Origin of the sequence: Euzebya sp., from assembly GCF_964222135.1 — a bacterium.
GTDB lineage: Bacteria > Actinomycetota > Nitriliruptoria > Euzebyales > Euzebyaceae > Euzebya.
The window spans coordinates 87475-110812 of record NZ_CAXQBR010000038.1 but is presented as its reverse complement, the minus strand read 5'-3'; the positions used below and the strand labels follow the sequence as shown (position 1 = coordinate 110812).

The following is a 23338-nucleotide window of genomic DNA, read 5'->3' as shown; positions in this document are numbered from 1 at the left end:
CGTCTCGGGGATGGAGGGGACGTCGCACGGGGTTCCATCCGCGATGGCGATCACCAGGTCGCAGGCGTCGTCGGTTTCGATCTCCTCGAGGACGATGTCGTTCTTGGCCAAGAACACCCCAGGTGGCGAGCCGTGTGTCACCGGTCAGGGTAGGCGTCCTGGCGAACAGGGACGCGCGCGGCGGTCGGTTGATCGCGGCGTCCAGCAGTCCGAGATCCCGCACCTCGATGGGCCCGCCGACGGCGATCCGTGCGATCTGGAGCGCCTGCTCGGTGGTGAGGTGGCGGACCGTTTCACTCATCCACTCGGGCGAGCAGGTCGGCGAAGCGCGCCGCGCCGTCCTCAGCCAGCCGGAGGGTCAACTCGTCGTCAGCCCGCCGCACCAGGTACTCCTCGACCGCGGCGGTGACGATCTGGTGCGAGGTCGCCCGCCGGCTGGTCCCGCTCTTGCAGCTGCATTGGTGGGTTGTACGCGCGAGCTCGACGAGGCCCAGGTCGGGGCCTGGAATGTCGCTGAGGAGTTCCACGTCGCCGAGCAGCTGGCCGAGCGTGCGATGCGGCTGCGCCTCCAGCGGATCCGCGGCAACATCACCCGCCACCGCGGCTGGTCATCAGACCGGCACTGAGTGGTCGCCGGTCCCAGGCACGTAGAGTGCGTCGCCACGACGCGAGGCGGAGGGCGGGAGTGACTGAGGTCTATGTGCAGGAGCTGCGGGCCGACGATCTTGTGGTTCGTGGCGGCGTCAACACGCTGGACCCTGACGAGCTGTACGTGCAGTGCCTAGATGCCCACGACCGCTATGGCGTGTATGGCTTCTCCGTCTTCGTCGGGCCAGATCTCGACGAGCTTGGCGCGTGCGTCTACAACAAGAAGCTCAGCGTGGCTCGGGTTGGTGACCTGTCGGACATCTACTGCTCGTTCTTTCAGACCGGCGATCCGCCGCACCATACGCTGGTCGTGTCGGACGACCTGCCGTCGGTCGAGCGCTTGACCGAGGTGGCTGCGGTCTTCAAGGTGGCCGTAGACAACCCAAACCCGAAGGAGAGGAGGTGGCGGCCGTGACGCGAGTCAAGGTGGACTTCAACGCGATCGAGAACGACGTCTACCTCTCCATGCTCCTGACGCTGGCTCGCAAGCCCCTCCGGGAGGACCAGCGCGTCACGTTGTTCGACGCTGACGGCCTGCAGTGCCAGGCGGTGGTCGACATGGTCAAGGGTGGTCGGGTCCGGTTCCGTCTGGACCCGTCGACGTTCGTAGATGACCCGTCGGCTCTGGTCAACTCCTAGCTCAGCCCCTCGGCCAGCGTCTCGCGGCCGGCTGCGACGGTGGTGTCGTAGGGCCGGGAGTAGTGGACAGCCAGGACCGCCCGGGATGTGGCGAACCGCAGCCATCATCGCGGGTCTGACTCGTAGGCCTGCCCTCGGTGGCGGATCGCCACCACGCGCACGGTGTGGTCGTCGCGCAGTTGGCAACAGCACCCCGTGGGGGCATGCGCTATTCAGATCGGCGCGACGCCACCGACGACCCGACCTCGTCGAGGGGCACCACGTCGTCGTCGGCGAGGTCGGCGAGACCGTGTTGGATGGCGCGGAGGGTCGCGTCGTCGGAGAGGACGTCCGCGCGTCGAGCAGGTCGGCGAGTCGGCTGCGGAACTCACGGACGGCCACCACCTTGGGTATGGCCGTAGTGTCGCAGCACGGTGCACGCCGGGCTCACTGAGGACCCGTCGAGGCCAGACGCCGGTGGCATGGTGTCGTGGAACTCAGTGGTCAGGTACCGCAGGATCAGCCACGCTGTTCCCGCAGCCAGTCGACAGAGTCCGGCCCGCGGAAGGTGCCGGCCATGCGGGCGACAGAGACCCGCCGGCGCGTTCCCAAGGGCTCGACCTTGGCGCTGGACATGCGCACAGGGCGGCCTTGGTGGTCACGGCGAAGTCGTCCGGTGACCAGGACCTCCTCGCCGATCATCCCGCCTGCCCTGGGGAGGGCGCTGGGCTGGACGTCGCAGCGAACAGTACGGACGAAGACGCCCTCGCGGACGCTGACGTGGGCGCCCTTGGTCAACGTGGCTGTGACGAGCACACCTTCGATGGAGCCGATGGCCTCAGTCTGTTCGTGGAGGATGCGGTCGAGGGTCCGGAAGGTCTGGCGTGTGATCCGTCGGCGGTGGTCGTGCCGCCCCAAGACAAGGCCGTCGATGCTGGAGTCTCCGAAGACCTTGGAGGCCTCGTAGAGATGCCGCGCAGTCGTCTCGGACATCCACTCGGGCAAGTCGCCGTCCTGCTCCAGCTGGTCAACTCCGTCCTCGATCCGCTTCGCGATGTGCTCGAACTCGCGGTCGATGTCGATCGTGGCATCGACGGGCTGCGGGGCCCAGACGATGGTCGGCTCAGAGGCGTGGAGCTCGCCGACGGTGAAGGCGACACCCGTGTCCTTGGAGGCGTCGCGCATCATCCGCACGGCGACGTCGACCATGGTGCTGAACTGCTCGGCCGTCACCAGCCGGGACTCACCTTGGACGATGAACCTGATCACCACAGCACCTCCCTTCCACGCTCGACGATTGCGCCATGGCCAGTGTGCACCATGGGGCCGACATGCGGTGATCCGTCAGGCACGGCTGACGCCCACCCGGATGCGGCAGCTCCACTCGCTGCGTCGGCCCTTCTGACGACTGCCTCCGGACCCCGGCCAACTGGCTCTGAGGAGGCTCAGTCCAGCGGTTGTGCAACCCTGGAGGGGTGGGAGGCGTCGGACGGGGCATGGCCGTGACCCATCTCGTCGGACTTCGTGGTGGTCTGCTGCTGCGCGTGGCGGTGGTGGCGGTGGCGTGTGGGGAGCCCGACGTGGTCCGGACGCCGACGTCATCTCCGCCTCCCGTGGTCGAGGACGCGGGTCCCGGATCGGGGGCCCCCGCAGCGGACGGCGTCGGTGAGCTGAGGATCGGACAGCGGCGGGGCTGTTGCTACATCGAAGGGGCGATCTCCACGATCCAGGTGGGCGGACGCGGAGGGGGAGGTGGTGATCGACCGGACGTTCTGGGCTGGTGGTGAGGGGCTCGTCGTGTCCGAGCAGATGCCGGCCGGCACCTACACGATCACGTCCTGGACCGATCCGTGCTCGGCGTCGTGTGGGACGAGCTTCGACGACGGGTGGTCGGGCGATGGCCGGACCGACGCGTGCACGGATGACGTCGCGGTCACCGAGGGGGAGACGACCAACGTCCTCATCGATGGCCCGGTGGGCGAGGCGTGTGCGATGGACGTGGTCCCGCACACCATCGTGGGGCCGGACCCGACCGCCTTCGCGCTCAGGGAGCCGCTGCCGTTCTGCGGCTACATCCTGACCGCCGACGCGCATCCGGGTGCGGAGGATCCGGCCGTCGCCTGCATGGCGGACCAGATCGCCGCGGCGGCGCGACGGAGGCCGCGCAGCTGGGCGGCGGGTCAGACGTCTGGTTCCGAGCCCTCGGCGAGGCCGGCGGGGCCGAGGTGTTCACCGCGGAGGGGACCGTCGGCGGCGAGGGGGTGGTCTGGACCCTCGAGTCCTGCGACGCGACTCCGGTCGACGGGCTGGTGGTCGTCCCGGCGGGCAGCCAGACGCTCGGCATCGACGCGACGACCGGTGAGGTCCGGTGGACCGCCGCGACTGCCATCGACGAGAACGGATCAGCGGCGGTGTCCGGTGACCAGCTCGTCACCGCCACACCCGAAGGCGGCCTCCTCGGCATGGCCATCGCCGACGGATCGGTCCGATGGCGCCTCGACCCACCAGGCGGCGACCACGTCAGTGGCTACCGCGTACCGACCATGACCGAGTCAGGTCTGTGGACCAGCGTCTTCAGCTCGTAGGCGCGCTGCGGTTACGCGTTCGGTTCATGGCAATGCTTGCCATCCCCCGGTGTACGGTGCAGGTGTGGCCACGATGAACATCTCGCTACCCGAGCCGCTCAAGGCGTTCGTCGACGAGCAGGTCGCCCGTGGCGTGTACGGGTCGACGAGTGAGTACGTGCGCGAGCTCATCCGCCGCGACCACGATCGATCCCGCCTCCGCGACCTGCTGCTCGCCGGGGCAGAGTCGCCCGCCGACGTGGATGTCGATGACTCCTTCATCTCGGCGTTGAGGGACCGCGCCCGCCAGCCGGCGGATGGGTGATCGCCACCGGGTCATCCTGCGTCAGCGTGCACGCGGCGACGTCGAGGCGGCCGTCGACTGGTATCGAGACGACGCCCGTGAGACCACCGCCCTGAGGTTCGTGGACGCTGTCGAGGCGGCGTTGGCGCACGTCGGGCAGTACCCGGGCTCCGGCTCGCCGCGCTACTCCGTGGAGCTCCAGATCCCGGGGTTGCGGTGTTGGCCGCTCGCGAGCTCCCCGTACCTGATCTTCTACGTCGAACGCGACGACCACGTGGATGTGTGGCGCCTGCTGCACGCCCACCGCGACGTCCCTGCATGGATGCGGGACCCCGACGAAGCGACAGCGCAGAGCTGAACTGCTCCGTGCAGGAACGACGTCCGTGGGGCGCGCTCCCACCGGCTGGGAGAGACCAGCCCGCGAAAGCAGTCAGGGCCCCGATCTCTCGGGGCCCTGACGATGTGAGTCTGCGTGGGCGGTACAGGGCTCGAAGCGCCTTCCCCTTGTTCTGACTGGGTTGTGGACCGCTCTGGACCCCCGTTGGACCCCTTTGTGGCGAACGGTAGTCGTCATCGTGGACGCGTGCCCTCGGTGGCGGATCGCCACCACGTGGACGGTGTGGTCGGCGGGTAATCTGGTGGAGGCTGGGCCACTCCGCGTTCCCCAGCCTCTTCCACAGCGTCAGCGCCCGCCCACACCCCGCGCGGCGATTCGGGCAGCTCCAAGCGCAGTGGCCTGTGGTTCGGCGATGAACTCCAGACGCCGCGAGCTGGCCTCTTGCCGCAGCCGCCGCCATGCGGCGGACTTGACAGGTGCGCCGGCGACAAGGATCTGCGTCACGGGATGGCCCGTAGCGGCAGCGAGAAGGTCGGTGACGTCTTCGGCCTGTTCCGCAAGACCTCGCATCAGTGCCGTCATCAGGTCCTCTCTGGTGACATCGACGGGCACGCGGCTCAGGTCGAGGGTCCCGGTGTGCCGGTCGAGGGATGCGGTCATGCTCGCAGGTGCCGTGTCCTGCAGTGCTGCGAGCACGGCATCGTCGTCTGTATCGGCCCTCCACAGGAGGTCGCGCCAGGTCTGGTACAGCCGTCCTGCCGGTGTCGGCAGATGAGCGTAGTAGAGGCCGTCGGTGACGTAGCAGCCGACCTCGACCCCGGTGGATGTGTCTGGCAAGTCGGGTGAGACCACGAGTTGCGCCTCGCTGGTCCCTGCTGAGAGGTATGCGGTCCCTCCCGCCGTCAGGCCGACCCCGTACGCACCGCAGAAGTGGTCGTGCCCACCCGCGACGACAGGGACGCCGGCTGGCAGCCGACCGATCGGTCGTGCCGTGACGTCGATGACGGTGCCGGACTCCTGGAGCAGTGGAATCGGGCATTCGATCCCGAGTGCCCGCAGGGGTCGCAGGTCCCATGTGCGCCTCTGCAGGTCGAGCAGACCGGTCCGCGAGGCGTGTGACGTGTCGACGACCGCGCCGTCCGCGCCACGCCCGACCAACGTCGCTGCGACGAAGCCGGACAGGTCTGTCCATGTCGCGGCAGCACCGAGAGCGTCTGGCCGGTGCCGGGAGTACCAGGCCAGCTTGAACAGCGAGAAGGTCGGGTCGACGTCGGACATGGCCGGCTGTCCGCGCCCGACACCGCGTCGCTGGGCCTCTTCGGGCCCGTGCGGGCCGTACCAGACGGGCACGTCGCTGAGCGGTGCCCCGTGCTCGTCGAGGAGGACGACTTCCTCCCCCACCGATGCCGTGGCGACGGCGATGACCTGAGTCGGGCCCGCGGCTTCGAGGGCCTCATCCATGACGGCGGACACCGCAGCGGCGACGGCTGTGGCGTCACGTAGGGGGCCGCCGGCAACGTCGCTGACTGGAGTCGAGGTGCTCGCCATCGCCACGATCATGTCCACATCGATGTCGAGCACCACAGCCTTGGTGTTGGTGGTGCCGACGTCGAGTCCGATGCAGACCCGCTTCATGGCTTGGCGCCCACGGCGTGGACCGGTCTGGCTGTCACCTCGTCTGTCAGGGCGACGACCCGTGCCGAGTCGATGTCGGGCGCCACCTGCTCGGCATTCGCGGCCCCGGCCGCCACGCCTCTGCGCAGCGCATCCCACGGCGTGAGGCCGGCAGCGAGGGCGTGCACGAACCCGGCGAGGAGCATGTCGCCGGAGCCGGTGGCGTTCCGGACCTGCACGCGTGGGCTGGTGAGATGGACGGCTCCCTCATCGTCGAGGTGGAGCACCCCGGCAGCTCCGAGTGTGACGGCGATCGCGGGCACCCCTCGGCGGCGCAGGGTGGCCATCGCCTCCACCACGCCACCGAGGTCGTCAGCTGACAGCTCGGCGTCGAGCAGACCGCACAGTTCGGCAAGGTTCGGCTTCACCATCCATGGGCTGGCCTCGACGGCTGCGGCGAGGGCGGGCCCATGCGTGTCGACGATCGCCAGTGCACCGCGGTCGCCTGCCAACGCGGCCGCGCGACCGTGGAGGTCGTGTCCCGCGCCGGGGGGGAGGCTGCCGGTGCACACCACGACGTCACCGGGGCCGACCTCGTCGGCGAGGCCGGCCAGGAGCGCCCCCACGTCGTCGTCGCTGACGGTTGGCCCGCGTTCGTTGATGACGGTCGAGGCCCCGCTGGAGGACTCGATCACCACTGCGGTGATCCGCGTATCGCCGCGGATCTCCACGTGCCGGTCGATGGCGCCGATCTCCTCGCAGCCGCGTCGGATCATCTCACCGATGGCACCGCCGGCGAAGCCGTGGATGGTTGCCTGGCCGCCGAGGCGCCGGACGCCGCGGGCGACGATGATTCCCTTGCCACCGGCGAGCGACGTGACGTCGTGCGCACGGTTCACCGCGCCGGTGACCAGGGACTCCACGACCTGGAGTCGGTCGAGTGCGGGGTTCGGGCAGACGATGTGAATCCGCCCGCTCCGGGGCGGACCCGTCGGACGGTCCACGTGCGTCAGTCCTCGACCTGGTACAGGGTGCGGAGCTCGTCGTCGCTCGCGCCGAGCACCTCGTCCTCGCGATCGAAGAAGGTGCTGGCCGTCTGCTTGACCAGGTGCTCGACGTTCTCCGGGTCCGGTGGGAGGTTCATCGCGACGTACGGGTTGCCACCTGCGCCGAGGGGCTCAGGGGTGCACCAGCGGCCCTGGCGCTGGTATCCGATCGCGTACAGCGCCATGATGAGCACGTCGAGGTCGAGCAGCCCATCGCCGATCGCCCGACGGTTGGTGTCCGCCATGTGGAGGTTGACCATGCGCTCGCCGTGGGCGAGGACGACGGCCCCGAGGTGGTCCTCCCCGGACAGCATGTGGTACGTGTCGCCGTTGATGTGGCTGATGGCGGGGTGGTCGACCAGGTCGAGGAGCTCGAGTGCCTGGGCGAAGGTGTGGACGATGCTGGTCTCCTCGGGCCGGATCGGCTCCACCGCACCGATGATGCCGAGCCGGTCGAAGTCATCCGCGACGATCCTCATCGTCTCGGCTGCCCGGTAGACCTCATAGGAGTCGTAGGCGTCCGGACGGCCGACGCACGCTGCGCCGAACAGCAGATACGTGCCGCCGACCTCGGCGCAGAACTCGGCTTGGCGCCGGAAGTAGTCGATGGCGCGCTGCCGGACGTGAGGGTACTTGCTGGCGAACTCCTGCTCGGGTGTCACCATGCCGCAGATCCCCGAGACCTCGAGGCCGTGGTCTCCGAGCACCGTCTTGACGTGGTCAGGGTCGTAGCCGAGGTCGGGGCCGTAGAGGTTCCCGTGCAGCTCGATCCACCGGATGCCGTGGCGTTCGAGGCGCGCGGCGGACTCCTCTAGCGGTTCGGTCCCGAACCCCCAGTTGGACCACCCGAGGCGGAGTCGGGGCTCGTCGTCGCCGAAGTCGTTGCGGGCGTCGATGAAGCGTCGGACGACGTCGGCGTCCTTCACGCGGAACGGTTGGGGCTTCATTGTCTTGGGCTCCTCTTGGTCACTGAGCGCTCGATGTGGCGTGCGTGTGGGTGGTGTCGTCGACGGGGTCCCGGCCGACGGGCGGTGAGTCGTCAGGGCCGGTCCTCCGTCGCCGCAGGAAGCTGCCGAGGTTGCCCTGGCGGAACTGGTCGAGAAGTGCGGCGAGGACGATGACCAGGCCGATCGAGAACTCCTGGAGGAAGGGGGACAGCGCGAGGAGGACGAAGGCGTTGCGCAGGACGCCGAGCAGGCACGCGCCCAGGAACGCTCCGACGATCGAGCCACGACCGCCGGAGAGGCTGGCGCCGCCGATGACCACAGCAGCGATGACGTCCAGCTCGTACCCGCGGCCCGCCTGAGCCTCAGCCACGCCGACCTGCGTGGCGAAGACGACGCCGGCCAGGCCAGCGAGCATGCCGACTAGCACGAAGACGAGGACGCGCGTCCGGTTCACGGGGATGCCGCCGAGACGGGCCGCCTCGGCGTTGTCACCGACGGCGACGACGCGCTGACCGAAGACGGTCCGGGAGAGGACGAGTTGGCCGATGATCGCCAGGGCGACGAACACGACCACGCTGATCGGAGGGCCACCGAGGATGCGTCCTTGGCCGAGCCACTGGATCGACTCGGGCATGGAGATGGGGAGCCCGCCGGTGACCAGCTGGGTGAGGCCTCGGGCGATGGACAGCATGCCGAGCGTCACGATGAAGGAGTTGACCTTCCCAAAGACCACCACGACACCGATGACGAGCCCGCTGGTCGCGCCCACCAGGATTCCCCCGGGGATCGCGGCCCATGCCGGCAGCCCGGCGGTCTGCACGAGCCAGCCCGCGCAGACGGCGGAGAGTGCGAGCACCGAGCCCACCGACAGGTCGATCTCCTTGGAGATCAGCACGAAGGCCTGGCCGACCGCGATGATGCCGATGACGGTGACCGCCTGGACCAGGTTGAACAGGTTCGTGGTCGTGATGAAGCGATCGTTCACCATGTTGAAGGCAATCCCGAGCAGGATGATCACGGCGAGCAGCCCGACCTCCTGTCGCCTCATGATGTGGAGCAGGCGCTCGGTCGTGGTCTGGCGGCCCGTGGCATCACCGGTGGTGGTGCTCATGTGGTGGTCCTCTCTGGATCCGTCGACATCTCGGTGGCTCCCATGGCTGCGCTGACGATCTCCTCGGCGTCTCCGCGGTTGGTGTGGTCGTCCACGAGCCGCCCGTGGCGCATCACGAGGACGCGGTCGGCGAGTTCGAGCACCTCTTCCATCTCGCTGGATATGAACCAGATGGCGAGGTCGCGTTCGTGCGCGAGGTCGCGGAGCATCGCGTATATCTCTGCCTTGGTGCCGACGTCCACGCCGCGTGTGGGCTCATCGAGGATCAGCACATCCGGGTTGCTCGCCAAAGCACGCGCGAGCAGGACCTTCTGCTGGTTCCCGCCTGAGAGGGACGTGATCGGTGCCTCGACGGACGCGGCTTTGACCCCGAACTCGCGAGACAGATCGCGGCTGCGGCGGTGCCTCCGCCGACCAGACAGCAGTCCCATGGGACCGAGGTCCTCGAGGATGCGCGCGGTGAGGTTGTAGCCGACGTCCTGTCCGTGGAACACCTCGGTCCGCCGTTCCTCCGCGACGTAGGAGACGCCTGCCCTCAGCGCGCGTCGAGGGCTGCGGATCCGGACCTCGCGTCCGCCGACCAGTACCTGGCCGCGCCGCATCGGGTCTGCGCCGATGACCGCGCGCGCGACTTCTGTGCGACCGGCCCCCACCAGCCCGGCCATGCCCACGATCTCGCCGGGTTGGATCGCGAAGCTCACGTCGTGGAACCGGTCCCCTCCGCAGCCGCGCAGCTCGAGAGCAGGGGGGGCCTCGCGGCGTCCGCCGACGCGCCGGTCCTCGGCCAGGTCTTCCCCGACGGCGGTCTTCCGGTCACCGGCCATGAGTCGGACGGCCCGTTCCACGCCGATGTCGGCCACATCGCCCTCGGCGACGAGTTGGCCGTCGCGCAGGACGACGATGCGTTCGGCGATCTCGTAGACCTCCGCCAGGCGGTGGCTCACGAACGCGACCGCGACGCCCTCGTCGCGGAGGCGACGGACGACCGCGAAGAGGCGCTCGGTCTCGCTACGGGTGAGGCTCGAGTTCGGCTCGTCCAGAAACAGGACCTTGGGTTGGCGTGAGAGGGCCCGGGCGATGTCGACGAGTTGACGTTCGGCGGCTGACAGGTCGCGGCAGTGCCGATCGGGTGCTGGCAGCTGGTCGGCCATGCCGATGCGGTCCAGCAGGGTCCTGGCACGGGAGACCTGGCTGCTGCGCTGTGCCCGGGCGGCCATCGGCCGTTCCCCGAGCTCGTGGAGGAAGAGGTTCGCAGCTATGGAGAGCTCATCGACGAGTTGCGGCTCTTGGTGGACGACTTGGACTCCGGCGTGGACCGCGTCGAGCGGGCTGGCGAACCGGACGGGGCTGCCGCCCAGGGACAACTGCCCACTGTCGGGCTGATCCTCGCCGGAGCAGATGCGGATCAGCGTGGACTTGCCTGCGCCGTTCTCGCCGAGCAGTGCGGTCACCACGCCGGGGCGGAGGCGGAGCGTGACGTCGCGGAGCGCGCGGACCGCGCCGAAGCGACGGCTCACGCCGACGGCCTCAAGGGCCGCCGGCGTGGCCTGCTCCTCGGTGGAGCGGGGGAGCGACACGGGGATCAGCTGGTCCCGAGCGTTCCGACCGGGTTCTGCTCCGGGTCGTACTGGTCCAGGTTGTCGCGGGTGACGACCGGGCTGAACGCGTCCTGGATGACCTCGTCAGGGCCTTCACCCGTGACGGCGGCGTTGTAGAGCTCGATCGCCACGTTGTAGCCCTGCCCGAACGCGTCCTGCCCGATCAGGGCGTCCATGGAACCGTCACGCAGGACCTCGAGGTTCTCCGGGGTGATGTCGAAGCCGATGACCGTGATGTCCTCCGACAGGCCGGCCTCCTCCACCGCTTGGGCCGCACCGAAGGGCCCGCCGGCGGTGGCGTAGATGCCGACGAGATCGTCGTTGGACTGGATGAAGTTCTGTGCGGCTGAGAAGGTGTCGCTGGCGGAGTCGCGTGCTTCGACGCCCTCATTGACTGGGGTGAGCCCACTCCCCTCGAGGCCGTCGATGAAGCCCGTGCGGCGCTGTTCGGCGCCGGGCGCGGTGAACTGGCTGGTGATGATCCCCACCGTGCCCTCGCCGCCGGTCATCGCGATCATCTCCTCGGCTGCGCGCTGGCCGGCCTCGTACTGGGCCTGGGCGTAGTTGATGATGCCGCCGGCTTCCTCGACGCACTCCAGCTGCGTGTTGTAGGCCCCGAGCACGAGCCCTTCGGCGGTCAGGTCCTCGATGGCCTGGCAGTTGCCCTCACCTGCGATGAAGAACCCGATGCCGTCGTAGCCCTGGGCAGCGGCCGCGCGGATGGCGGAGTCGACTGTGGCCACATCGATGTTGGCGCCGGCGACGATCCACTCGACGGAGCCGTTGCGCTCGGCGAGAACCTCGTTGGCCGCCTCGACGCCGGACTGCACGACGACCCAGTAGGGGTTGTTGGAGAACCCGATCATCGCGATCTGGACCTCCTCTTCGGGGGTCTCGTCGGTCGGGACCGGTCGATCGGCGATGAACTCTCCACCTGCGGCGTCTGCGCTCTCGGTGCCCTCGCCGTCGTCGGTCGGCTCCTCGGTTGCCGGCGCCTCGGTGGCGCCGGTGTCGCTGTCCGCGTCCGGGGTCGCGGTGTCCGCCGCAGTGTCGGCTGTTTCAGTCACCTCGGGGGAGTCGTCCTCAGCGGCGTCGTCGCCGCCACCTCCACAGGCGGCCAGCAGCAGCGCCAGCATGAGAGCTGCGGCGAGTGTCCGCGCGGTGCGGCGGGGGGGGTGTGGTCGGTACATCGGTTCCTCCATGTCGGGAGCGCCCTGGTTGGGACGCGGTCGTTGGTGCGGCGGTGCCGCGGTGGTCAGGCGAGCAGGACCTCGAGGCCCCGATCGCGGATCGACGACAGCGCTCTGGCGTCGATCCCCTCGTCGGTGACGAGGACGTCGATGGCGTCCAGCTCCGCGTACCTGCAGGCGTGGCTGACGCCGACCTTGGAGTGGTCCGCAAGCAGGACGTTCTGTGTGGCCGCGGCGAGCATGGCCCGCTTCACGGCACCTTCAGAAGGGTCGGGCGTGGACAGTCCCCAGCTGGGGTCGATGCCGTTCGTGCCCACGAACGAGGTGTCGACGCGCAAGGAGGCGAGCCTCTCGAGCGCCCACCCGTCGACCTCCGCGTAGGTCGTACCTCTCACCCTCCCGCCGACGGTCTGGACCGTGTGATCTGTGTGGTCTGACAGGTGCATGGCGATCGGCAGGGCGTTGGTGAAGATCGTGAGGTGCCCGGTCGTGGGCAGACCTTCGGCGAAGAGCGCGGTCGTCGACCCGGCGTCGATGAAGATGGCGTCCCCATCGCGGACGAGGCCGACGGCGACGGTGGCGATGCGCTCCTTCTCCGCCCGCATCAGCGTCCCGCGGTTCGCCACGGCGACCTCTCGCATCAGCCGGTCGGTCGCGACGGCTCCTCCGTACACGCGGTGGATGAGACCGCGGTCCTGTAGGACCTGGAGGTCGCGTCGCACGGTCTCCGGGTTGACGTCGTAGCGGACCGAGAGGTCGCCGGAATCAACGCGTCCGTGTTCGCGGACGAGGTCGGCGATGGCGTTCCGGCGTTCTTCGGCGAACACGCGTCGACCTCCCTCGGAGATGCGGCTTCCGTCGTGGGCAAGATGTGGATAGGCCACGCAATCCCACAGGATTCCGCGGTCGATCTGTAGTCACGTTACACGACTGTCGCTTCTCGTCAAATGCCCGTCACCCGATGGACATCCATCCAGGCCATTCCGGGCGACTTGTTGTAGTGTTCCTACAAGATCTGTACCAGACCACCTGTCGCCCGCACGAAGGCACACCCGCAATGCACCACCCGTCTGCAGTTCCACTCGTCACCCGCGTCGACGCGAGCACCGGCGCCCTCGTCGGTCGCACTGGCCGCTACGAGAAGCGACTTCGCGACCTCGGAGGGGTGTACGCCGATCAGGACGCCTTCTCAGCACGCTTGGCCGTCGACCCCGATGAGCTCATCTACGTCGTCGAGGAGCACCGGCCGTCGGAGCAGCCAGGAGACCTCATCCACGGCACCAGCACCCTCTACCCGGGCACGATCGGCGACGAGTACCACATGACCCGTGGCCATCTCCACGCGATCGCGGACCGCGCCGAGACGTACCACTGCCTGTCAGGACACGGCCTGCTCCTCTGTGAGGAGCTGGACGGCACCACCTCGATCGCCGAGTTGCACCCTGGTGAGATCGCCTACGTGGGTCCCCACCGCATCCACCGCAGCGTCAACGTCGGCGACGAACCCTTCACGACGCTGTTCACGTACGCCGCCGACGCGGGCCAAGACTACGAGATCATCGCGACGGCCGGCGGGATGGCCAAGCTCATCGCCCGGGCCGATGACGCTGCCAGCCGCTGGGTCTCCGTGGACAACGAGGCGTACCGTGGACGCTGAGGTCCCGCGCGGCCGCGTCTCCGGGCCGGATGCGGTTGATCGTCCCAGGGGGCGAGTGCTCGCCGGCATGGTCGACATCTCCGCGGTGCAGGCGCCGCACACCGACCAGGACGTCCGCCGCCTCGCGGCCGCCGCCCACGCCGGGAAATTCCTCGCCGCGCACGTCCTGCCCACGTGGGCGCCTCTCCTCGTGGACCTCCTGTCCGACAGCGCCGTCCGCGTCGGTGCCCCGGTCGGCTTCCCGTCGGGCGGCGGCCCGACCCCAGCACGGGCACTCGAAGCGGCCTGGTTGTGCGATGCCGGCGTCGATGAGGTGGACGTGGTCATCCCGATCGGGCGGCTTCGCGCCGGCGATGATGACGCTGTCCTCACGGATCTGGCGGCGATCGTCGCGGCCGTCGCTGGGCGTGTTCCCATCAAGGCGATCCTCGAGACCGCGCACCTCAACCCGCCGCAGATCCGGCGTGGCACCGAGCTCGCACTCGAGGCGGGGGTCGACGCCTTGAAGACTGGCACGGGATGGGCGGGGCACGCCACGTCTGCGCATGAGGTCACAGCCATCCGCGACGCAGGCGGCCCGGGGGTCGAGATCAAGGCGTCGGGCGGCATCCGCTCCTTGGCCGACGTCGACGCCCTGCGGGCAGCAGGTGCGACCCGGTTCGGCATGAACACCGCGGTTGCGCTGCGGCTGACCGCCGAGGACGCAGACCGATGACGGCCAGGGCCATGCAGTTCGTGGGCGTGTCGACCGCCGGCTCGTCCATCCACCCCGTCTTCACCGCCTGGGCGCCAGTCCTCGGGTTGCCTGACGGAGCCCGGCTCGTCGGTGTCGACCTGCCCCTCGATGCCACGCCTGGTGCGTACCGCGAGGTCGTCGCCGCGATGGCCGACGACCCTGAGGTGGCGGGTGCACTGGTGACCACCCACAAGATCGGGCTCTTCAGCGCCTGCGTGGACCTGTTCGAGCACGTCAGCGATGATGCGGCCGCCCTCGGTGAGGTCTCCTGCCTCGTCGTGCGGGGCGGCACGGTGTCGGCGCACGCCCTCGACGTAACGACGTCCAGCCTGGCGCTGGCCGCGATCGAACCAGACATGGCCGGGCGGCAGGTGCTGATCATGGGGGCGGGGGGTGCTGGGAAGGCGTTGATGCGCCACCTGGTGACCCGGCCCGACCCTCCTGCTGGACTGACCATCACCGACACGGACGGCGTTCGCCTCGCCGCAGCCGTCGACGTGGCCGCTGTCGCCGGCGCCACCGGGCTCGTCCGAACCGTGCAGGTGCACGGCCCCCAGGATGACCTCGTCGCAGCTTGCGGACCCGGAGGCCTGATCGTCAACGCGACGGGGATGGGCAAGGACCGCGGTGGGTCACCGATCAGCGACGCGGTCATCTTCCCGGAGAGGGCGATCGCATGGGACTTCAACTACCGGGGGGCGCTGTCGTTCCTGGACCAGGCGCGCGCACAGCGGGAGAGCCGGTCCCTCACGGTGGAAGACGGCTGGACCTATTTCGTCCACGGCTGGACCCGTGCCATCGCCCGCGTGTACGACCTTGACATCCCCACCGATGGGCCGGCCTTCGAGAACCTCTCCGTTGTCGCCCGGGACGCGCGAGGCATCCAGTGATCGCCGTCCGCCCCGCGATCGACTCCGGCGTGCCGGATGCGGCGCCAGTCGCGGCGCGACTGCGAACCACTCCACCGTCGGGTGTGGTGGCGACATGGCTCGGTCAGGCCGGTTTCGCACTACGGTCACCGGGGTCGGCGCCGGTCCTCATCGACCCCTACCTGTCGGACAGCCTGGCTGCCAAGTACGCCGGCGCCCGCTGGCCCCACATCCGGCTGCGTCCGGCCCCCGTGACCCCTGAGGCCCTGCCCGAGGTGGCCGCGGTGCTGTGCACCCACGCGCACACCGACCACATGGATCCCGGCACGCTCACCCCGCTCCTCGCCGCCCAGCCGGCCGTGCCGGTCGTGGTGCCACGGGCAGTGCGTGACCAGGCGATCGAGCGCGGTGTCCCACCCGAGCGCGTCATCGGCCTCGGAGCTGCAGACTCGGCGACGCCGGCCGACGAGCTGCGGGTCGATGCCGTGCCGGCCGCCCACGAGACCCTGGTGGTGGACGAGGCCGGTGACCACCTACACCTCGGCTACGTCATCCAGCTGGCCGGGGTCCGCCTGTACCACTCAGGGGATTGCTGCCCATACCCGGGGCAGGCCGAGTTGCTCGCCGACCTCGACATCGATGTGGCGCTGCTGCCCGTGAACGGACGCGACGCCGAGCGGCTGGAGAGCGGGGTGCCCGGCAACTTCCACTTCGAGGAGGCCGTCGACCTGTGTCGTGATGCGGGCATCCCATGGCTGGTGCCCCATCACTTCGGCATGTTCGACTTCAACACCGCCGATCCGGCGACATTCGACCTCGACGCGGCGGGACGGTCTGGTGTCCAGGTGGTCCTGCCGACCCACGGTGAGGACCTCGAGTTGGTGGAGGTTCGATGAGCAGTGCAACCGACGGGGTGCTGGCGAGGATCGCCGACCGGCTCGATGACCTCCGCCGCTCCGAGCAGAAGGTCGCCCGCACGGTGCTCGACGACCCCGGTGTCGCGATGCGCTCCACGGTCAGCGGACTCGCTGCACTCGCGGGCGTCTCGGAACCGACGATCATCCGGTTCACGAACGCCGTCGGCTGCGACGGCTTCGCCGACCTCAAGCTGCAGCTCGCACAGGAGCTCGCTCTCGGGGTCCCGGCGACGCAGTCGGCCCTCCAGGCGGACGACGACGTCGCATCCATCACTTCCAAGATCTTCGACTTCTCTGTCACCAGCCTCGCCCACACCCGCCGCAACCTTGACGGTCGGCGGATCGAGCAGGCCGTCGATGCCCTCGCCTGCGCCCGCGACATCACGTTCATCGGCCTGGGTGCGTCCGGCATCGTCGCCCAGGACGCCCAACAGAAGTTCCCGCTCTTCGGGGTGCCCTGCGCGGCGCCGGTCGATCACCACCAGCAGTACCTGTCGGCAGCCGTGGCCGACCCCCGCAGCGTCGTGGTCGCCTTCTCGAACGTCGGCCGAACCGGGACGGTCCTCCACGCCGTGCGCACCGCTCGGTCGCGCGGCGCGACCACCATCGGTGTGTCGGGTGGTCCGACACCACTCCTCGACATCTGCGACATCCCGATCGTCGTGGAGGCGCTCGACAACACCGACGTCTACACGCCCACGATCTCACGACTCGCCCAGCTCGTCGTGGTCGATGTGCTGGCCACCGCGGTGTTCCTCCGCCGGGACGAACAGGCGCTCACCGACATCCGCGCCGCCAAGGCAGGGCTCGCGCACCTCCGCCGCACGCCCGTTCCGGAGCTGGTGCACGCGCCACACGACGCCGATGACCCCGACGACCTGGGATGGGCCGATGCCTGAGGCGATCACACTCGGCCTGGATCTGGGCACGGGCGGTTGCAAGGCCGTCGCCGTCGATGCCGACGGGGCGGCACTCGCCAGCGCGTTCGCGGGATACGAGACGACCTTCCCCGCCAACGGTTGGCACGAGCAGCGACCGGACGACTGGTGGGACGCCGTCCGCACGTGCTGTACGGAGCTGTCCACCCGACTGGACGACGGGCTCGCAGCCGTCCGCGCAGTCGGACTCTCGGGCCAGAGCCTCGCGCCTGTGCTCGTCGACGCACAGGGTCAACTCGCTCGTCAGACGGTCCCCATCTGGTCCGACGCTCGCGCCACCGCACAGGCGCGGCGCACTATGGGCGAACTGGAAGAGGATGCCTGGTACCTCCGCACCGGCAACGGCTTCCCCACGGAGCTCTACACGGCCTTCGAGATCGCGTGGCTGGCCGAGCACGAACCAGACGTCCTGGATGCAACCACCGTCGTCCTCGGCAGCAAGGACTGGGTCAACCTGCGGATGACCGGTCGCGTCGCCACCGATCGCTCCTATGCGTCCGGGTCTGGCGTGTACGACCTGGCCGCCCGGCGGTACGACCACGAGCTAGTGGCAGCGATCGGCGTCCCCGAACGTCTGCTCCCCGAGATCGTCGACCCGACGCACGTGCTGGGTGCGGTGACCGCAGACGCGGCCTCGGAGCTGGGACTTCCCCGGGAGGCCGTGGTGGTCGCCGGGGGTGTCGACAACGCCTGCATGGCACTGGGCGCCGGACTCCTGGCAGATGGGGACGCCTACATCGCTCTGGGGTCCTCCAACTGGATCACACTGGCCACCAGGGAACCGGTGCTCGACCCCACGACCCGTCCGTTCGTCTTCGACCACGTGGTCCCGGGTCTGTACATCTCAGCGCTCTCCACCTTCGGTGGGGGATCCAGCCTCGCCTGGCTGGCGGACGTGCTCCATCAGGACGTCGCCGAGCTGCTGCGGGCCGCGGAGGACGTCCCCCCAGGGTCTGCTGGGTTGCTCTGTCTGCCGACGCTGGCCGGCGGTACCGTCCTGGAGGGAGGATCCCACGTGAGGGGCGCCTTCGTCGGCCTCGACCTGGCACACGGAGCCGGCCACCTGACCCGTGCAGTCGTGGAGGGGATCGCCCTCGCACTCGGCCGGGCCGCCGAAGCGCTCACCCGCCACACCGAGCTGCCGCCTGCACTCCCCACTGTCGGGGGCGGGGCCCGGAGCACGCTGCTGCTCCAGGCACTGGCTGACGTGCTGGACCGGACGATCGTGCGACGACAGGGCGACGCCGAATCCGCAGCCATCGGCGCAGCAGCACTCGCCGCGGTCGGTGCCGGTTTGAAGCCGGACCTCGGCGCGGCGGTCGCCCCAGCCGTGACCACCGGCGAGACCGCACCCACCGACGAGGGTCGAGAGCTGCACCGCGAGCTGGCCGCTCGACATGCGCGGGTGCAGTCCGCCATCGCGGCACTCCACGCGCCGACGCAGGACGCCTGACACCGCTTGCCATCGATCACAGGGACCCGACATGACCTTGTACCCGACCACCGAACTGCTCGACGTCGCCGCGCGCGACGGTCATGGCCTCGGCGCGTTCAACGTGACCATGATCGAGCACGCCGAGGCGCTGGCCGCAGCGGCTGAGGAGTCATCGGCACCCGTGGTGCTCCAGATCAGCGAGAACGCCGTCCGCCACCACGGGGCTCTGCGACCACTGCTCCTCGCCACGACTGCCGTCGGCGAGGCCGCATCCGTGCCCGTCGCCATCCACCTCGATCACGCCACCGACACCACGCTGATCGCCGAGGCCATCGACATCGGCGTCCAGTCGGTGATGTACGACGGCTCGGCACTGCCCGATGACGAGAACCGCGCGGCGACGGCCGAGGTCGTGGCCCGCTGCCACTCCGCCGGCGTGGGCGTGGAGGCGGAGCTCGGCGAAGTGGGCGGGAAGGACGGCGTGCACGCCCCGGGCGCCAGGACCGATCCTCATGAAGCCGCCGCCTTCGTGGCCGACACGGGCGTCGACGCCCTCGCCGTCGCGATCGGAACCTCCCACGCCATGCAGACCCGGGACGCGCAGCTGGATCTGCAGCTGTGCCGACGGATCGCCGACACCGTACCGGTGCCCTTGGTCCTGCACGGGTCGTCCGGCGTGTCCGACGACGACCTGGCTGCAGCGGTCGGCCACGGCATGGTGAAGATCAACATCGCCACCCATCTCAACAGCGTCTTCACCTCACGCGTGCGGGCTTACCTGGACGACCACCCCGACGCAGTCGATGCACGGAAGTGGGTGGAACCGGGACGGCGTGCCATGGCCGACGAAGCTGCCCGCCTGCTGCGAGTGCTCGGCGCTGCCGGCACCGCCGCATCGTTCCGCCCCGCTGAGGTGACCCGGTGACCCGCCCGGCCGAGATCCTCACTGGAGCGGGCATCGTCCCCGTCGTCGACATCCGCGACCCAGAGACCGCACCCGATCTGGCGAGAGCCCTGGCTGCCGGGGGGTGCCAGGCCATCGAGATCACCCTGCGCACCGACGCCGCCGTGGATGCCATCCGCCGGGTCGTCGCCGCGGACACCGGCTTGCTGGTGGGTGCCGGCACCGTCCTCACCCCTGCGGCAGCGCGAGACGTAGCAGAAGCAGGGGCCACCTTCAGCGTCGCGCCCGGCTACGACCCGGAGGTGGCTGACGCCTCGCTGTCCGCCGGCGTCCCGCACGTGCCCGGCGTCGCCACCGCCACGGAGGTGCAGCGATGCCTCCGAGCGGGCTTCACGATGCTCAAGGTCTTCCCGGCCGCCACGGTGGGTGGACCGCGTGGCGTCAAGAGCTTGATCGCTCCGTTCGCCCGACAGCACATCACGGTGATGCCCACGGGAGGCATCGATGAGGACAACGTCGCCGCGTACCTGGCGCTGCCGATGGTCACTTGCGTCGGGGGATCGTGGTTGACGCCCACCCACCTCGTCGACGAGCACCGCTGGGATGCCATCACCGATCTGGCGACGCAGGCCTTCAAGGCGCTGCCATGAAGGTCCTCGTCACCCCACGGTCGATGCTGCCCGGCACACCGGCAGTGCAGCGCCTGGTCGCCGCCGGGCTCGACGTCGTCCACGGTCCCGAAGGACGTCAGCCCACCCCGGAGGAGCTGGTCGAGATCCTGCCGGGATGCCAAGGGTGGATCGCCGGGGTCGAACAGGTGCCCGCCGCCGTGATCGACGCCGCCGAGTCGCTGCGCGTCATCAGCCGCAACGGCGCCGGCGCGGATGCCATCGACCATGTGGCTGCGGCGGCTGCGGGCGTGACGATCCGCACAACCCCCGGTGCGAACGCCCAAGGCGTCGCCGAGCTGACGGTGCTGCTGGCCCTCGCGGCCCTTCGCCATCTCGTCCCGTCCAGCACCGCGCTCAAGGACGGTGGGTGGGTGAGACCGAAGGGCTTGGAACTCTCGGAGCGGACTGTCGGCCTCGTGGGTTTCGGAGCCATCGGTCGGCGGGTCGCAAGCATCCTCCATGGGTTCGGGACCACCGTGGTCGCCACCGATCCGGCCATGGACGGGGCTTCGTCCGATGGCATCGAGGTGCTGTCGCTGCCGCAGCTCCTGGGCACCAGCGATGTCGTCTCCCTCCACCTCCCCGCGATCCCGGGCGGGCCCGTCATCGGAGCTCAGGAACTCGATCAGATGGTCCTCGGCGCGGTCTTGATCAACACGTCCAGGGCACAGCTCGTCGACAGGGCAGCCGTCCTCGATGCCCTCGAGTCCGGCCGCCTGGCCGCATACGCCGTCGACGCATTCGAAGTCGAACCCCCGCCGGTGGACGATCTCCTCCGACACCCCAACGTCATCGCCACACCACACATCGGCGCCGCGACCGTCGAGAGCGCATCCCGCGCCGCCGACGTGGCGGTGGAGAACCTCCTCGAGGAGCTCGGGATCTTCTAGTGCGGGGTTCACTCACGCGGGCGGACATGGTCGAGCAGCCGTCACGCGTCGCCGAATGCCTGGGCCATCTCGCCGGCCGACTGACCGGCATCCACGCTGGCCTGGCCGATGCGCCGGCGCTGCTCCTCCTGGGACGAGGCTCCTCGCGCTCCGCGAGTTCCTACGGGTCCATCGCCTTCCAGCATCTCGCTGGCCGGCCCGCGCTGGTCGCGTCACCCGCAGACGTCGCGTGGGGTCGCTCGCTGCCGCTCGACACCGTCACGGCCATCGCGGTCTCCCAGTCAGGCGAGAGCACCGAGATGATCGCCGCTGCCGAACGCGTACGTGACCAGGGCGGCCGCCTCTTCGTCGTCACGAACACGCCCTCTTCCACGCTCGGCGGACTGGTCACCGAGGACCGTCTCATCAACTGCCACGCCGGGCAGGAGCGTGCCATCCCCGCGACCAAAACGTTCTCGACTGCCATGGCCTGCCTGTACGCGATGGCCATCGCCCACGACGCAGCGACGGTGCGCCACGCCGCCGCCGCACTTCCCGTCGCCATCGAAAACGTCCTGCGCGCACGCACAGTACCGACGCTGCCCACCGACATCGATGCGGTCGTCGTCGTCGGCGAGGGCTACGCGGCCCCAACCGCCGAGGAAGCCGCCATCAAGTTCCGTGAGATCCTCAGCATGCCGGCCACGGCGCTCGAGGCGAGCGAGTTCCTCCACGGCAGCATCACGAGTGCCGGACCGCGAGTTGCGGTGATCGCCATCGCCGCCGATGACGTGGGCTCCCACCTCGCAGCCCAGGTCCTGCGAGGGGCCGCCTCGCGCGGCGCACCCACCATCTCGATCGGGCCCTCAACCACAGAGGCCGCCCAGGCACATGTCGTCCCAGAGCTTCGAGCCGAGTGGATGCCGTTCGTCATCGTCCCCGCCATCCAACGCATTGCGGTGGAAGCGGCCCTGATCCGGGGCTGGGATGCCGACACACCGCCTGACCTCTCCAAGATCACCAAGACTGCCGTCCCCACCACAGACGTCGAGGAATGAGGGGCGGCACCTGGTAGAACGGCTTGTTCGACAACCCAGCAGGCAGCCGGACCCTCGGAATCGACGGGGCGACCTTGGCAGGTCCGGTGGACAGCCGCGGCGGCCGACGACGGGAACGGATCGGCGGCGAGTATCCGGTGACCAGTTCACCACCGCCGCTACTCCTTGCCGGCGACACCGTGCCCGCCGGCACCGTGGAGGCCATCGCCCACCTGTGCGCAGTGCCAACCTGCTCACCATCGGCGACGTCACCGCGGACCTCACCAGCCGGGGCGCGAAACCGCTCCCGTGGAGGACCCCCGCGTCTCGGCTGCGGTCATCAACAACAGCCCGATCCGGTCGTCGTGGACCAGGTCGTCCTCAGCCGGGCCACCGCGGACGACCCCTCCCTCCTGTACGCCCGCGTCCCGGTCACCGAGGACGGCGGGGAGGTGGTCGGACCGGGCGAACGTGTGGAGGTGGTTGTCGTCGACCCGCTCGAGGCGGTTCCGCGGTTCGGCGGCGGCACGCTGGCAGGCGTTACGAGGCGGCGGCGGAGACGAGCTCTGGCTGGACGCGCACACCGTTCTACGTCGAGTTCGGCCTCTACTGAGGGACCGAGACCGACTTGGTCGGTCATGGCAATGCTTGCCATCCCGGATGTACGGTGCAGGGGTGGCCACGATGAACATCTCGCTACCTGAACCGCTCAAGGCGTTCGTCGACGAGCAGGTCGCCCGTGGCGTGTACGGCTCCACGAGTGAGTACGTGCGCGAGCTGATCCGCCGCGACCACGAGCGATCCCGCCTGCGCGACCTACTGCTCGCGGGGGCTGCGTCGCCCGCCGACGTGGATGCCGATGACGCCTTCGTCTCGGCGTTGAGGGACCGCGCCCGCCAGGCGGCGGATGGGTGACCGCCGCCGCGTCGTCCTGCGTCAGCGTGCACGCCGCGACGTCGAGGCGGCCATCGACTGGTACCGAGACGACCCCGGCCAGGCCACGGCCCTGCGGTTCGTGGACGCCGTCGAGGCGGCGCTGGCGCACGTCGGGCTGCACCCGGGGTCTGGGTCGCCGCGCTACTCCGTGGAGCTCCAGATCCCGGGGTTGCGGTGTTGGCAGCTCGCGAGCTTCCCGTACCTGATCTTCTACGTCGAACGCGACGACCACGTGGATGTGTGGCGCGTGCTGCACGCCCACCGCGACGTCCCAGCATGGATGCGCGACCCCGACGATGAGACATCTCAGAGCTGAACGCTCCGTGCAGGAGCGACGTCCCTGGGGGCGGCGCGGCCCGCTCCCCCCGGCAGGGGACCAGTTGGTTCGTCCC

Annotated in this window: 26 protein-coding genes; 17 read left to right on the top strand and 9 right to left on the bottom strand. The window is 69.6% G+C overall.

Going from position 1 to position 23338, the window contains the following annotated elements; all coding sequences use genetic code 11:
* Positions 1-293: 293 nt before the first annotated feature.
* Entirely contained in the window at positions 294-599 is a 306-nt protein-coding gene (locus ACEQ2X_RS09425) for a hypothetical protein (protein WP_370325552.1), read from the bottom strand.
* Positions 600-685: 86 nt separating this feature from the next.
* Here ACEQ2X_RS09425 and ACEQ2X_RS09420 point away from each other — a divergent pair, with 86 nt between their 5' ends.
* Both ACEQ2X_RS09420 and ACEQ2X_RS09415 read left to right on the top strand, forming a co-directional pair.
* A complete protein-coding gene (locus tag ACEQ2X_RS09420; RefSeq protein WP_370325551.1) occupies positions 686-1063 on the top strand; it encodes a hypothetical protein in 378 nt (125 codons plus the stop codon).
* Positions 1060-1287, top strand: a complete 228-nt coding sequence (locus tag ACEQ2X_RS09415) for a hypothetical protein (RefSeq protein ID WP_370325550.1) — start codon at positions 1060-1062, stop codon at positions 1285-1287. The genes ACEQ2X_RS09420 and ACEQ2X_RS09415 overlap by 4 nt, the downstream gene beginning before the upstream one ends.
* A 498-nt stretch (positions 1288-1785) precedes the next feature.
* Here ACEQ2X_RS09415 and ACEQ2X_RS09410 read toward each other — a convergent pair whose 3' ends face one another.
* Entirely contained in the window at positions 1786-2535 is a 750-nt protein-coding gene (locus tag ACEQ2X_RS09410) for a hypothetical protein (RefSeq protein ID WP_370325548.1), read from the bottom strand.
* Positions 2536-3491: 956 nt separating this feature from the next.
* On the opposite strand from ACEQ2X_RS09410, the gene ACEQ2X_RS09405 reads away from it, so the two are divergent.
* The 3 genes from ACEQ2X_RS09405 (at position 3492) to ACEQ2X_RS09395 (ending at position 4492) form a co-directional block, all read left to right on the top strand.
* A complete protein-coding gene (locus ACEQ2X_RS09405; RefSeq protein ID WP_370325547.1) occupies positions 3492-3851 on the top strand; it encodes a PQQ-binding-like beta-propeller repeat protein in 360 nt (119 codons plus the stop codon).
* Between the two features lie 64 nt (positions 3852-3915).
* Positions 3916-4155, top strand: a complete 240-nt coding sequence (locus ACEQ2X_RS09400) for a type II toxin-antitoxin system ParD family antitoxin (protein WP_370325545.1) — start codon at positions 3916-3918, stop codon at positions 4153-4155.
* Positions 4148-4492, top strand: coding sequence for a type II toxin-antitoxin system RelE/ParE family toxin (locus ACEQ2X_RS09395; protein ID WP_370325544.1), 345 nt, complete (start codon positions 4148-4150; stop codon positions 4490-4492). Before ACEQ2X_RS09400 ends, ACEQ2X_RS09395 begins: the two co-directional genes overlap by 8 nt.
* A gap of 324 nt (positions 4493-4816) precedes the next feature.
* Here the strand turns inward: ACEQ2X_RS09395 and ACEQ2X_RS09390 are convergent, their stop codons facing one another.
* The 7 genes from ACEQ2X_RS09390 to ACEQ2X_RS09360 form a co-directional block, all read right to left on the bottom strand.
* On the bottom strand, positions 4817-6106 hold the full coding sequence (locus ACEQ2X_RS09390; protein WP_370325543.1) for an L-fuculokinase: 1290 nt from the start codon (positions 6104-6106) through the stop codon (positions 4817-4819).
* On the bottom strand, positions 6103-7089 hold the full coding sequence (locus ACEQ2X_RS09385; RefSeq protein ID WP_370325542.1) for a 1-phosphofructokinase family hexose kinase: 987 nt from the start codon (positions 7087-7089) through the stop codon (positions 6103-6105). The genes ACEQ2X_RS09390 and ACEQ2X_RS09385 overlap by 4 nt, the downstream gene beginning before the upstream one ends.
* Positions 7090-7094: 5 nt before the next feature.
* On the bottom strand, positions 7095-8078 hold the full coding sequence (locus tag ACEQ2X_RS09380; RefSeq protein ID WP_370325541.1) for a sugar phosphate isomerase/epimerase family protein: 984 nt from the start codon (positions 8076-8078) through the stop codon (positions 7095-7097).
* Between the two features lie 19 nt (positions 8079-8097).
* Complete coding sequence (locus ACEQ2X_RS09375) at positions 8098-9189, bottom strand: ABC transporter permease (RefSeq protein ID WP_370325540.1); 1092 nt, start codon at positions 9187-9189, stop codon at positions 8098-8100.
* Entirely contained in the window at positions 9186-10766 is a 1581-nt protein-coding gene (locus ACEQ2X_RS09370) for a sugar ABC transporter ATP-binding protein (RefSeq protein WP_370325539.1), read from the bottom strand. Before ACEQ2X_RS09370 ends, ACEQ2X_RS09375 begins: the two co-directional genes overlap by 4 nt.
* Before the next feature lie 5 nt (positions 10767-10771).
* Positions 10772-11977 (bottom strand): sugar ABC transporter substrate-binding protein, encoded by a 1206-nt coding sequence (locus tag ACEQ2X_RS09365; RefSeq protein ID WP_370325538.1) that lies wholly within the window; start codon positions 11975-11977, stop codon positions 10772-10774.
* Positions 11978-12042: 65 nt separating this feature from the next.
* On the bottom strand, positions 12043-12804 hold the full coding sequence (locus ACEQ2X_RS09360; protein ID WP_370325537.1) for a DeoR/GlpR family DNA-binding transcription regulator: 762 nt from the start codon (positions 12802-12804) through the stop codon (positions 12043-12045).
* Between the two features lie 134 nt (positions 12805-12938).
* On the opposite strand from ACEQ2X_RS09360, the gene ACEQ2X_RS09355 reads away from it, so the two are divergent.
* The 12 genes from ACEQ2X_RS09355 (at position 12939) to ACEQ2X_RS09300 (ending at position 23262) form a co-directional block, all read left to right on the top strand.
* Positions 12939-13634 carry a glucose-6-phosphate isomerase family protein gene (locus ACEQ2X_RS09355; RefSeq protein WP_370325556.1) on the top strand — a complete coding sequence of 232 codons (696 nt, stop codon included), beginning with the start codon at positions 12939-12941 and terminating at the stop codon, positions 13632-13634.
* On the top strand, positions 13624-14349 hold the full coding sequence (gene deoC, locus ACEQ2X_RS09350; protein ID WP_370325536.1) for a deoxyribose-phosphate aldolase: 726 nt from the start codon (positions 13624-13626) through the stop codon (positions 14347-14349). Before ACEQ2X_RS09355 ends, deoC begins: the two co-directional genes overlap by 11 nt.
* Entirely contained in the window at positions 14346-15260 is a 915-nt protein-coding gene (locus ACEQ2X_RS09345) for a shikimate dehydrogenase (RefSeq protein ID WP_370325535.1), read from the top strand. Before deoC ends, ACEQ2X_RS09345 begins: the two co-directional genes overlap by 4 nt.
* An 86-nt stretch (positions 15261-15346) precedes the next feature.
* The gene (locus ACEQ2X_RS09340) at positions 15347-16135 is read left to right on the top strand and encodes an MBL fold metallo-hydrolase (protein WP_370325534.1); all 789 of its coding nucleotides are present in this window, start codon (positions 15347-15349) and stop codon (positions 16133-16135) included.
* Positions 16132-17055, top strand: a complete 924-nt coding sequence (locus ACEQ2X_RS09335; RefSeq protein WP_370325533.1) for an SIS domain-containing protein — start codon at positions 16132-16134, stop codon at positions 17053-17055. Before ACEQ2X_RS09340 ends, ACEQ2X_RS09335 begins: the two co-directional genes overlap by 4 nt.
* Positions 17048-18547 (top strand): FGGY-family carbohydrate kinase, encoded by a 1500-nt coding sequence (locus ACEQ2X_RS09330; RefSeq protein WP_372530556.1) that lies wholly within the window; start codon positions 17048-17050, stop codon positions 18545-18547. The genes ACEQ2X_RS09335 and ACEQ2X_RS09330 overlap by 8 nt, the downstream gene beginning before the upstream one ends.
* A 31-nt stretch (positions 18548-18578) precedes the next feature.
* A complete protein-coding gene (locus tag ACEQ2X_RS09325) occupies positions 18579-19454 on the top strand; it encodes a ketose-bisphosphate aldolase (RefSeq protein ID WP_370325531.1) in 876 nt (291 codons plus the stop codon).
* Positions 19451-20083, top strand: a complete 633-nt coding sequence (locus tag ACEQ2X_RS09320; RefSeq protein ID WP_370325530.1) for a bifunctional 4-hydroxy-2-oxoglutarate aldolase/2-dehydro-3-deoxy-phosphogluconate aldolase — start codon at positions 19451-19453, stop codon at positions 20081-20083. The genes ACEQ2X_RS09325 and ACEQ2X_RS09320 overlap by 4 nt, the downstream gene beginning before the upstream one ends.
* Positions 20080-20994, top strand: a complete 915-nt coding sequence (locus ACEQ2X_RS09315; protein ID WP_370325529.1) for an NAD(P)-dependent oxidoreductase — start codon at positions 20080-20082, stop codon at positions 20992-20994. The genes ACEQ2X_RS09320 and ACEQ2X_RS09315 overlap by 4 nt, the downstream gene beginning before the upstream one ends.
* A gap of 26 nt (positions 20995-21020) precedes the next feature.
* Positions 21021-22031 carry an SIS domain-containing protein gene (locus ACEQ2X_RS09310; RefSeq protein ID WP_370325528.1) on the top strand — a complete coding sequence of 337 codons (1011 nt, stop codon included), beginning with the start codon at positions 21021-21023 and terminating at the stop codon, positions 22029-22031.
* 654 nt (positions 22032-22685) lie between these two features.
* Entirely contained in the window at positions 22686-22925 is a 240-nt protein-coding gene (locus ACEQ2X_RS09305) for a type II toxin-antitoxin system ParD family antitoxin (protein ID WP_370325527.1), read from the top strand.
* A complete protein-coding gene (locus tag ACEQ2X_RS09300; RefSeq protein WP_370325526.1) occupies positions 22918-23262 on the top strand; it encodes a type II toxin-antitoxin system RelE/ParE family toxin in 345 nt (114 codons plus the stop codon). The genes ACEQ2X_RS09305 and ACEQ2X_RS09300 overlap by 8 nt, the downstream gene beginning before the upstream one ends.
* Positions 23263-23338: the final 76 nt, after the last annotated feature.